Annotated in this window: 10 protein-coding genes; 8 read left to right on the forward strand and 2 right to left on the reverse strand. The window is 44.8% G+C overall.

Features of this window, described 5'->3' with window-relative positions; genetic code table 11:
- The first annotated feature begins 136 nt into the window (after positions 1-136).
- On the forward strand, positions 137-421 hold the full coding sequence (locus DXD12_RS07220) for a helix-turn-helix transcriptional regulator (protein WP_243105355.1): 285 nt from the start codon (positions 137-139) through the stop codon (positions 419-421).
- 83 nt (positions 422-504) lie between these two features.
- Here DXD12_RS07220 and DXD12_RS07225 read toward each other — a convergent pair whose 3' ends face one another.
- Together DXD12_RS07225 and DXD12_RS07230 are read right to left on the reverse strand one after the other, a co-directional pair.
- Positions 505-1,428: a LysR family transcriptional regulator gene (locus tag DXD12_RS07225; RefSeq protein ID WP_118468310.1), complete on the reverse strand. Its 924-nt coding sequence runs from the start codon at positions 1,426-1,428 to the stop codon at positions 505-507.
- Between the two features lie 58 nt (positions 1,429-1,486).
- Positions 1,487-2,371, reverse strand: a complete 885-nt coding sequence (locus DXD12_RS07230) for a LysR family transcriptional regulator (protein WP_181357188.1) — start codon at positions 2,369-2,371, stop codon at positions 1,487-1,489.
- Positions 2,372-3,022: 651 nt separating this feature from the next.
- Between DXD12_RS07230 and DXD12_RS07235 the strand changes: the two genes are divergently transcribed.
- From DXD12_RS07235 to DXD12_RS07265, 7 genes are all read left to right on the forward strand, one after another.
- Positions 3,023-4,528, forward strand: coding sequence for an alanine/glycine:cation symporter family protein (locus DXD12_RS07235; protein ID WP_118629077.1), 1,506 nt, complete (start codon positions 3,023-3,025; stop codon positions 4,526-4,528).
- 392 nt (positions 4,529-4,920) lie between these two features.
- A complete protein-coding gene (locus DXD12_RS07240; protein ID WP_118629075.1) occupies positions 4,921-6,606 on the forward strand; it encodes an ABC transporter substrate-binding protein in 1,686 nt (561 codons plus the stop codon).
- 97 nt (positions 6,607-6,703) lie between these two features.
- A complete protein-coding gene (locus DXD12_RS07245) occupies positions 6,704-7,720 on the forward strand; it encodes an ABC transporter permease (protein WP_233430204.1) in 1,017 nt (338 codons plus the stop codon).
- The gene (locus DXD12_RS07250) at positions 7,720-8,625 is read left to right on the forward strand and encodes an ABC transporter permease (RefSeq protein ID WP_107000607.1); all 906 of its coding nucleotides are present in this window, start codon (positions 7,720-7,722) and stop codon (positions 8,623-8,625) included. Before DXD12_RS07245 ends, DXD12_RS07250 begins: the two co-directional genes overlap by 1 nt.
- 2 nt (positions 8,626-8,627) lie before the next feature.
- Positions 8,628-9,632 (forward strand): ABC transporter ATP-binding protein, encoded by a 1,005-nt coding sequence (locus DXD12_RS07255; protein ID WP_107000606.1) that lies wholly within the window; start codon positions 8,628-8,630, stop codon positions 9,630-9,632.
- Complete coding sequence (locus DXD12_RS07260) at positions 9,632-10,600, forward strand: ABC transporter ATP-binding protein (protein ID WP_107000605.1); 969 nt, start codon at positions 9,632-9,634, stop codon at positions 10,598-10,600. Before DXD12_RS07255 ends, DXD12_RS07260 begins: the two co-directional genes overlap by 1 nt.
- Positions 10,601-10,680: 80 nt before the next feature.
- Positions 10,681-11,727 (forward strand): leucyl aminopeptidase, encoded by a 1,047-nt coding sequence (locus DXD12_RS07265; protein ID WP_107000987.1) that lies wholly within the window; start codon positions 10,681-10,683, stop codon positions 11,725-11,727.
- Positions 11,728-11,756 lie beyond the last annotated feature (29 nt).

Here is an 11,756-nt window from a genome sequence, read left to right on the forward strand (position 1 = left end):
AACTGCCGGTGAACCGTTACAGGGAAATACCTTGATTTATAGGGTGGAAAGATGGTATTCTATAGAGGACGGCAGCGGCGGGCTTTGGGAGGGTGGCGCCGCGGCAGAGCAGATTCGAAAAGGAGAAGGTAGCACAATGAAAAACGTAAACAGGATTCCGGAGACGTTTCAGACGGATGCGGAATACAGACAGTGGATGGAGCGCTGGCAGCAGGAGGCGCGGGAGGCGACGATCGAGGGATTTAAGCAGAATCGTAAGTTAAACGGCATGACACAAACGGAGCTTGGCAGAAAGGCGGGGATTTCCCAGCCGAATATCACCCGCTTCGAGAGCGGCAGCTACAATCCGTCGCTGGATTTTATGGTAAAGATCGCAGCGGCGATGGGGAAACGGGTACAGATTACATTGGTAGATGAATAAGAGGCGTGCGCCGAGGCGCACAGGGACCATTTGGGGAATAAACAGGGGAGACAGCGGTGTGTGTGTGGCTGTCTCCCCTGTTTTTAATGAGTGCATTTCAGCGACGATTCAATAAACCGTGAAATCATATTCCACTCATAGCTCTGTTCCAGCCACGCAAATTTGATCGGGTACCGCGCTTCTTCCCCGAGCGTAAAGACATGGAGTGTATCCAGCTGTTCCTTGCTGAGAATAGAAAATGCGAGGTTTTTTGGGCTGATGCAGGCACCTTTTCCCATCGCGCAGAGGGCAAGCAGGGTAGCGATGTTGTCAGAGCAGGCATGAACCGAGGGGACGAAGTTGTCTGTCGCGAGGATATTCCGCCCGATGCGTCCGACTAGATCATGTTCACGGTTTAGGAGAAACGGACATGGAGCCAGAAGGGAGTAGCGGTGATGGCGGCTGACTTCCTGGATAATGGCTTCGGTCTGTTTGCCGTAAATGTTCTGCAGCAGGGCAGTGGAGACGATGAGAACCATCTCTTCCTCATAGAAATCCCGCAGAATGATGCCGGGAATGCGAACTGAAAAATTGGCGATCGCCAGATCAATTGTGCCGTCCAGCAGGTATTTTTGTAGCACATCGTTGGAAGATTCGACGAGTTCCACATCCACGCCGGGATATTCCTTTTGAAAGGCGGCGATCAGCTCCGGCATGATGGCGTGTCCGCGCGTGAATGCGATGCCGATCCGCAGTTTTCCTGTCTGGTTATTTAAAATATCGCCAAATTCGTGAAGCATACAGTCATATTTTGTATTAAATTCCGTTGCATAGCGCAGAAATACCTCCCCCGCATAGGTAAGCTCCAGCGGGATGTGACGGATTAGGAGCGGACATCCAAGCTCCCGCTCGATTCCGGCGATATGGGCGCTTAATGTCTGCTGGGTAATATGCAGCGCATCGGCGGCCCTAGTGAAGCTGCGGTTTTTCGCAACCGCGGCAAAATATTCCATTGATTGAAAATTCATATTCGAATGACTCCTCTTTTCCCAAAACTTTCATCTTAAGTTTCTAAAAAGCATCTGACTATAAAAGTGGCCCTTCTAACTCAAACACTGTCCGCTGCAGCTGCGCGATCAGCAGGCTGGCAGCTGGGGACGCTTTTTTTGCTGACGGAATCCGGACACCGAGCACGCGCTCCATCGGCGGATTGAGCGGCAGCCGGACAACATTTTTAGAAATATCACGGACGACCAGCTCCGGCAGGATGCAGACGCCCAGGTTGTGGCTGACCATCGCGAGCATGGAGTAGGTGTTCTGCGAGGTAAACGACGGCTTTGGCGGTGTGATGCCGAGCTGCTGGAACTGGCGCAGCAGGTCATTTTCACCTTTTTCTTCTATATAAGAAACCTTGGGGAGATCCTTTAAGTCAAAGCGCTCATATTCAGCATAAGGGGAATCGTTCGCGCAGACAGCCAGGTAGGGTTCTTTTTTCAGGGGAAGCCAGTCCATCTTTCCGTCCGGGTGGGGGCCGACGATGCCGAAATCGATGGAGCTATTTTCCAGCCATCCTTCAATCTCCTGTGAACACCCCTCCAGCACTTCAACGGTCATATCCGGGTAATCGGTAAGAAACTTTTTGAGGGCGGGCGGCAGCCATTGGACGGAAGCGCTTAAGTAAGCGCCGATCCGGATGTGCCCGGTCTGGACACCCCGGATGGAGGCAGCTGTCTGATCAAAATATTCCGCCGCCGCCAGCGTCCGCCGGATCGGGGAAAGCAGTGCCTCGCCGTTCCGCGTCAGGGCAAGTCCCCTCTGGGAACGCGAAAACAGGGAAAACCCGAGTTCTGTTTCAATATTTCGCAGCATATGGCTTGCCGCCGACTGCGTGTAACCGTTTTTCTGGGCGGCACGCGTCAGGTTATTTTCTTCTGCAATGGCTAAAAAAAGCCGCATATCTTTGAGATCCAAAAAATACTCCCTCCATTTTCGTAATAAGCGTTCGGTCTGATTCATAAAATGTACAGAGCTGACAGATACCAAAGGAGGATGAGAAGATTTGTAAGAATTATGTAGAATACGAATCTGATTCATACGGAATATCCGGGCGGATTACATGGGTGCGTGTGCGGCGGACATTCATTCCGATGGCTCTGCCAAGTGTCCCTAGTATATCATATTCGTGAAAGAAATGGGAGAAAAAGATAGAAATATGCCCACGATCTCAAATACAACATAAAAATTTCATTTAAATGAAACACACAAAAGGTTAAAAAATAAACAAATGGTAAACAAAATTCATGAAACTCCGAAAGAAAATGGACAAAATTCCGAACGGGAGTCTAACGGAAAATGGTGCAGTTGTAGACAAAATATCATGATATCTTGTGCATTTATACTAATTGACGCCCGAAAAAGTGCAATTTATTTCATGAAAAAAACAGTGGAATTCATGATTCTACGCTATATCATGAAAATTCTGCATAATAAATTCAAATAATTTTGTTGAACAAATTTCACTTTAGTGATATAATTTTTTCAAAAGCAAGAAGTTTTTTGAGCGAATTGAAAAACTTGCTTAGCCAGCGCGCGGCACTACATCAAATAAAGGGGGAACTTTATATGGAAGCAATTAACAACATCGTCAATATGTTGAACGGACCCATTTGGGGCGTTGGAATGTTAGTTCTGATTGTTGGCAGTGGTTTATACTTTACAATCCGTCTCGGCTTTTTCCAGTTTGTTCATTTTAAAGATATGTGGAGCCGAATCATTGATAAGTCGGAGTCTGAATCCGGTATTTCTTCATTCGCATCCTTCTGTACAACCATGGCGATGCGTGTTGGTACCGGTAACGTAGCCGGTGTAGCCGTAGCTCTTTACATGGGCGGACCTGGCGCACTCTTCTGGATGATCATCGCTGGTATGACAAACTCTGCTGTTTGTTTTACTGAGTGTACATTATCCGTACTTTATAAGAACCGTATCGATGGTCAGTATCGAAGCGGCGGTGCTTACTGTGCTGAGAGAGGTCTTGGCTGGAAAGCTTATGGTACCTTCTATGCAGCATTCTTCGGACTGGGCGTTGTATTATTCATGCCGGCAGCAGCTACCTATACAATCTGCGATGGATTTAAGAACGCTTTAGGTATTCCGATGTGGATTACGGCTCTGGTTATCGCACTGGCTATGGCAGTTGTAGTTATGGGTGGTGTTAAACGAATCAGTTCTGTAGCATCTATGCTGGTTCCGCCGATGGTAGGCATTTACCTGATTGCAACAGTTGTTATCTTAATCGCAAACGCAGGTCAGATTCCGAGCGTTATCGCTCAGGTTGTATCCTGTGCATTTGGTTCCAAAGAAGCTCTTCTGGGCGGCGGCGTTGGTATCGCTATCCAGCAGGGTGTTAAACGAGGCACATTCTCATCTGCATCTGGTATGGGTGAGTCCATGCCGACCGCAGCAGCAGCAGAGACCAGCCACCCGATTAAACAGGGTATGGCAAACGCAGCTGGTGTTTGGCTGGATACCGTTATCGTATGTACCGCTTCTGGTCTGATGATGCTCTTAAGCGGATGCTACAATACACAGTTTGGTTACATCGGTGGTACCGGTGCAATGCACGATCAGATGGCTCAGTTAGCAGCAGATGGAACATATGGCGTTATTTTCGTTCAGAATGCCTGCAGCACCGTTATGGGAAGTATTGCTCCTCTGTTCATTGCTATCATGCTGGCTCTGTTCTCCTTTACATGCTTAATCAGCTACTATTATGAGGGCGAGACTTCGGTTCTTTACCTGTTCCAGGGCGATGATAAAGCAGCTACCCGTAAAGTAGTTATCAGAATTATGCAGATTGTTATGCCTATCCTTATCTTCATCTGGGGCAATATCGATTCCGGTCTGGCTTGGAATCTTTCTGACCTTGCACTTGGTGGATCTACATGGATCAACATGTTAGTTGTACTGCTTCTGTCTCCGAAGGTATTTGCACTGTACAAAGACTACGAAGAGCAGATGAAAGCAAAGAAAGACCCGTACTACAACCCGGATAAGCTTTGCTGGAAGGGCGTAGACGTTGAGATGTGGAAAGACATCAACAAAAAACGTATCGCAGAAGATAAATAATCGGATGTGAATCGTTACATATTATTAGATATAGAGCTTAACTCCTAGAGTCTAATATAAAAGGCAGTCCCTGTCGTGTGGCAGGGGCTGTTTTTTTGTTTCATAGGATGTTCCTATGAAACAAAACGCTCCGCTTCACGTGTACAAGTGCTAAAACTGTCCGCCATTGACGGAAACTGTCCTCCCAGTAAAGGCGGGCTGTTTGTTGGAAACAAAAAAAATGAGAAGAATTTGTGGTTGAACACAATTGAAAGAGGAAGGGCTGAATTGCTATAATAATCACATATCAATGAGTGAATCTGAAAATAAACACAAAAAAGAAGAAAATGCCATGAGATGTACGTCTCTTTGGCGGGATAAACCGAAAGGTTTCAGCAGTAAAGGAGGACCAAATGAAAAAAAGACGTGTTTTGAGTGTTGTATTGGCAGCGTCGATGTTTGCTATGCTTTTAACTGGATGTGGCGGTGGGAATCAAGGTAGTGCAGAAGGAAGCCAGGCGGCAGCAATCGGACAGGGGGTAGCGGAAGCGGAAAGCTGCATCAAGATTGGTGTGTCCGGTACACCGGATCTGGATCCGGCCATTGTAAATACTGGTTCTAGCTTAATTGCAGCGATCAATATTTATGATACACTGATATTCCCGTCAAATGAAGCGGATGAAGGCGTTATCCCGAGAGTGGCAGAAGATTGGACAATCAGTGAGGATGGTCTTACATATACTTTCAACCTGAAGAAAGGAATTAAATTCCATAATGGGGATGAATTAACAGCTTCGGATGTTGTGTATTCGATGGATCGTCTGTTAACGATTGGTGAGGGATATGCTTATATTTTTACAAGCTATGTTGAGCCGGGAACGACAGTAGCCGTCGATGATTATACAGTTGAGTTTCATCTGAAACAGGCATATGGACCATTTATTAACGCTCTGGTTCGTTTGTATATCCTGAATGAAGATGAAGTAAAGGCAAATACACAGTCAACCGGAAATTACGGTGAGAATGGTGACTACGGAAGAACCTATCTCCTGACACATGATGCAGGTTCGGGTGCGTATAAAGCAGTTGAACTGGTACAGCAGGATTATTTCTATGCTGAGCAGAATCCGGATTGGTTTATGGGATGGGAGAATGAGAAAGCTCCGAAAGCTTTCAAACAGATGGCTATCACCGAAGCAACCACAGTTCGAACGATGATCAACAATAAAGAGATGGATATCACAGATACCTGGCAGAGTGTTGAGACATTGTCTGCATTAAGCAAGATAGATGGTATTTCGATTGCTAAATACAGCAATGGTCTGGAATATAATGTATACATGAACACACAGGCAGCTCCGATGGATGATATTAATTTCCGTCGTGCGATGAACTGCGTAATTGATTACGATACGATCCTTAATTCTATTTTCCCAGATTCCGTTAAGGCAACCGGTCCGGTTCCAGCAGGTGTTATGGGTCATGTAGATACAAAGGCTTTTAAATTTGATATTGAGCAGGCTAAGAAATACATCGCAGCATCTAAATATGCAAATGATTATGCAAACTATCCGATCGAAATTGTTGTTAACTCGGATGTATCTGACCTTGAAAAGATTGCACTGATGATGCAGTCAGCAGCAAAAGAAATTGGAGTGACAATTACAATTGCAAAAGCTCCGTGGGTTTCTCTGATTGATCAGATGGGTTCAGTAGAAACTTCTCCGCAGATTACAATTATCAACTCTGCTCCGCCGTTCGATGATGCAGGTATCTATTTACAGAGCCGTTATGGAGATGAGACAAAAGGAACCTGGGAGAATGGTGAGTGGTTAGCTGATTCAACCGTTAACGATATGATTGAAGATGCACTTGGAACTACAGATACGGATGAGCGTCTTGCAAAATACGCAGATATCCAGAACTATATTGTTGATGAAGTCTGTCCGAGCGCTTGGCTCTGTGACCTTTCAGAGAGATGTGCTTACCAGAGCTCTTATGTTACCTGGCCGTTTGTAGAGCAGGGTGGCGTTCCACAGTGTGTAAATGGTTATAGTCAGGTTTACTCTGAATTTGAGTATAATCTGGATCAAAAGTAAGATTTGTGAAAGGCTCTGCTGCAAAATAAAACATATTTATAATCTAAATATATGATTTTGCAGCATCCTTTTTGCAGACAGTAAGAGGTGAAGCGTAGTGATTAAATACATAATAAAACGGCTATTGATGGGAATCCTGGTATTGTTTGGAACATCATTATTGATATTTACCATTGCCAGAGTTGTTCCCGGTGATGTAGCTACCATCGCTCTGGGAGCCAGAGCCACTGAGGCAGCTAAAGAAGCGCTTCGCATGGAGATGAACCTCTATGATCCGTTCCCGGTTCAATATGTAAAATGGCTCACTAGTGCAGTAACAGGAAATTTTGGAAACTCTTTTGTAACTAAGAGACCGGTAGCCATGGACGTGGCACAGTTTCTTCCAGCAACATTGGAATTGATTATCATGGCTGGTGTATTTATGGTAATCGGAACATTTATTCTTGGACTTCTGGCTGGTAAATACAAGAATACATGGGTAGATGGTTTGATTCGAGTTCTGTCTTATATCGGAGTAGCACTTCCGGCATTCGTAATCGGAATTCTGCTTTTGCTTCTGTTTGGATATAAATTACAGGCAATTCCGGTTTTGGGACGGTTAAGCACAACACTGGTAGCTCCGAAAACGGTAACTGGATTTTTTGTGCTGGATGCGTTGCTGGCAGGTGATTTCACAGTGGCCTGGGATGCATTTTTACATTTGCTTCTTCCGGCACTTGCACTTGCCGTACCGCCGATGGTTCAGGATGCCAGAATCCTTCGCTCTTCTCTGGTTGATAACTCAGCCAAAGAATATATGGCAGTTTCTACGGGACATGGACTTCCTCCGAACCTGTTGATCCGGAAGTATCTTCTGAAACCGTCAGCAACCTCGGCAATTACGACCATGGGTATGGACTTTGCGTCTTTGATGGGAAATGCATTCCTGGTAGAGCGTATTTTCAACTGGCCTGGTATTTCCAGATATGGAATTAACGCAATGTTGTTTAAGGATTTAAATGCTATATGTGCGGTTGTTTTGATTATCGGTATTACATTTTTTGTAGTGAATCTGGTGGTAGACCTGATTGTGGCTGCTCTGGATCCTAGAATGCGGAAGGGAGGAAGTAAGTAATGAGTACGCAAGGTGAAACAAAAGCGGCTCGTAAACCGCTTCTATCTCCATCCACAAGAGAGAATCTTCGAATTTATAAATACAAATTCAGTCGCAATAAACTGTCAGTATTTGGACTTGTGCTTGTATTGCTTTCGTTTTTCTTCGCAATTTTTGCAGAAGTAATTGTTCCGCATCCGGAAAGCATCGGTAGTTTTGTTGACTACGCAAATGCCAGCCTTCCGCCTTGTAAGGACTACTTATTTGGAACTGATCAGATGGGACGTGACGTTTTTTCGCGAGTTATCTTCAGTTTCCGCGGTGCACTGATTATGAGTATCGTTGTTCTGGCTATTTCTGTTCCGGTAGGAACGGTACTTGGACTTTTGGCCGGATATTATCATGGAACTAAGATAGATGCAGTTATCATGAGAATCTCGGACGTATTCCTTTCTGTACCGTCTCTGATTCTGGCACTGTGTGTAGCTTCGATTCTGGAACCGAACATGATGAACTCCATGCTCGCAGTAACAATTATGTGGTGGCCGTGGTATACACGACTTGTATACAGCCAGGCATCATCTATTTCGGAAGAATACTTTGTTAAAAATGCAGAATTAATAGGAGCTTCCAAGGCGCACATTCTCTTTAGAGAAATTCTTCCTAATTGTTTGTCTCCTATTTTTACAAAAATGGCGCTGGATGTAGGCTGGGTTATTCTGATGGGAGCGTCCTTGAGTTTCGTTGGTCTGGGTGAACAGCCTCCTACACCGGCATTTGGACAGATGATTTCTGACGGTGCTGCATTAATGCCGGATATCTGGTGGCTGACAATATTCCCAGCTGCTGGTATTGCATTTATGATTTTAGGCTTTAACTTCTTGGGAGACGGTATCCGCGACATGTTTGATAAGGGAGGGCACTAAGGATGAGAGAAAACATTTTAAATATTGAAGACCTCTCTATTTGGTATCGTACCTATCGCGGTTATTCTAAAGTGGTTGATCATATCAATCTGCAGGTAGGAAAAGGAGAGAAAATAGGTCTGGTTGGTGAGTCTGGCTGTGGCAAGACAACAACAATGAAAACAGTAATGGGAGTTCTGGGAAAGGATTTAATCCATGTTCCAGATGGCAAGATAGATTTTGCAGGAAAAAATGTTCTGGAAATGAAGCAATCAGAACTTTTACAGTTACGACGAACCGGAATATCCATGATTTCTCAGTCCCCTATGTCAGCGTTGAATCCAGTATTTACAATTGGTCAGCAGCTGACAGATATTATCAAGTATTCCGGTCTTTATAAAAAGAATGATAAAAAAGCCATCACGGAGGCAGCACATCAGGCACTTACCAGTGTTATGTTGTCGGATCCGGATCGTATTATGGCAAGTTATCCACATCAGTTATCAGGAGGCATGAGGCAGCGCGTCTGTATTGCATCAGCGTTGGTTACACCGAAGGAACTCTTGATTGCGGATGAACCGTGTACAGCACTGGATGTTACAATTCAGGATCAGATTCATCATCTTTTACGAGTGCTTGTAGAAGAAAAGAAACGTTCATTGATTATGATTACTCATTCTCTTGGCGTGGCCAGAGAACTGGTAGACCGAATCTATATCATGTATGGTGGAAATATTGTGGAGACATGTCGGACAGAAGACTTGTTTAAATCGCCGTCTCATCCATATACGCAGGGACTTCTTTCCTGTGTACCGAGGCTTTCAGGCGGCGGATTATCAGCAGGAATTTACGGTTATGTACCAGATTATGTAAATCCTCCGGAAGGATGTCGATTTGCACCTAGATGTCCATACGCAACGGAAATATGTAAGAAAAAACGTCCGCCAGTAGTGGAGATTGAACCGGAACATAAAGTTGCCTGTTTCCGCTATGCAGATGGAAAAACGGAAAAGGAGGGGGCGGAGTAATGGGAAAAGAATTATTGATTGCAAAAGATTTAAAGCAGTATTTCCCCATTGGAAAGGATCGCTTTGTCCGTGCCGTTGACGGAGTTAATTTTTCCATCAATGAAGGAGAGGTTATGGGACTGGTAGGCGAGTCCGGTTCCGGAAAGAGTACGATTGCCTATACAGTTATGGGAATGTACCGTCAGACGGATGGAGAGATTATTTTTAACGGGCAGACCATTACGAATAAGACAAAAGGACGAAGCAAAGATTTTCGCCGGGATGCACAGATTGTATTTCAGGATCCGGGCTCATCCCTGAATCCGTATCAAGATGTTCGTCAGATTTTAAGTCTTCCTCTTCGTGTACACAATGTAGTTTCAAAAGACGGGATAGATGACAAAATTCGTGAAATTCTTCAGATGGTAGAATTGCCGCCGGATTTCATGTATAAGACGCCGAACTCCATCGGAGGCGGCGAGCGTCAGCTGGTATCGATTGCCAGAGCTCTTTGCAGCAATCCGAAATTTATTATTTTGGATGAGCCAACTTCTTCTCTGGATGTTTCTATTCAGGCGAAGATTCTGAATATGCTGATGAAGCTGAAGGAAGAGCAGAAGTTGACATATATGTTTATTACACATGATATGGGTGTTATGAGAAACGTATCCACAAAGATTGCTATTATGTACTTGGGCAAGATTTGTGAGATTGCTCCAACAAAAACATTCTATGAAGCACCAATGCACCCATATACACAGATGCTGCTTTCGGCGATTCCGGTTGTTACACCGGAAGAAGAAGCATTGAAACCAAAGAAAGTGAAGAGTGAAGGGGAAATTCCATCTCCTGTTAATATTCCAAGTGGCTGTAGTTTCCACACCAGATGTGCCTTTAAGCAGAAAATCTGTATGGAAGTGGATCCTGAAATGCAGGAAGTAGAACCTGGTCACTTTGTCCGATGCCATTTGTGTGGAAAATGTAAATAGTGATTCAGAGATTCCCGAATGCCGGGAATTAAGAATAAAAAAGACACATTGTCCCAAGAGACAATAGAATGGAGGGTGTTATGTTAGAATATGAAGTTCTCGATGCTTGTTTGAAGCTGCTTCGCGACATGTTCATGTTGAAACCTGGAGAGACAATTGCGATTACAACTGATACAATGTCCAGTGATGAGATTGTAGAAGCAACTGCACAAGCAGCAGTGATTCTCGGAGCTAAGCCACTTATCTTTAAGATCGCTGCACCGGAAGGCGCAAAAGCTGGCGATAAAGATATGCCGATGAAAGCACTGATTGATGGTATTAAAGCTTGTGATGCCTGGGTAGAATTCAACTATAAGCTGATCTTCTATTCCACCGTTTATGACAAGATTACAGAAGATCCGAACAATCGTCCGAGATATATGAATCAGAACGGTGTTCATCCGGAACTGTTGGTTCGCAACATTGGTAAAGTAGACAACATTCTTCTGAACAAGTTTATCCAGGGATTCTCGGATTACTGTGAGGCAGGACATCATATGCGCTTTACAACTCCGGCAGGAACGGATTTGGAGTGTGATAATGAACCGGGTCGTGATTATGTAACGGCGGATGGATTCGTTCGTAAGAATGATATTAAGATGTTCCCAGGTCAGATCAGCTGGTCTCCGAACTTTGAGAGTGTAAATGGCGTGCTTGTGGTTGATGGAACTCTTTCTCCGCCAATCGGAGCATTACAGGGACCGGTTAAGTTCTATATCGAGAAGGGCTATATCAAAAAAATTGAAGGTGGAAGAGATGCTGAAAACTTCCGTGCATGGCTGGAGAGCTTCGATGATCCGAATATGTTCCTGATGGCTCATAGTGGTCTTGGATTTGGACCGATGGCACAGCTTAACGGCGACATCGTAGAAGATGAGCGTGTATGGGGCTGTACAGAATGGGGTATCGGAAATGTTGGTCCGCAGCTGGTATCTGATATGGAAGGTGGAATTGCTGCAGCTTCTCATTCGGACGGTATTGCATTGAACTGCAGCCTCTGGATTGATGGTGTGCAGGTTCTTGATGAAGGTAAGGTGGTCGGCCCGACCGAAGAGTTTGTAGAGCTGGCAAGACAGCTTGGTCATTAATCAATAAGTAATAAATTACGGAGAGGTAC

Origin of the sequence: Clostridium sp. TF11-13AC, assembly GCF_003481065.1 — a bacterium.
In the GTDB taxonomy this organism is placed as follows: Bacteria; Bacillota; Clostridia; order Lachnospirales; family Lachnospiraceae; genus Otoolea; species Otoolea fessa.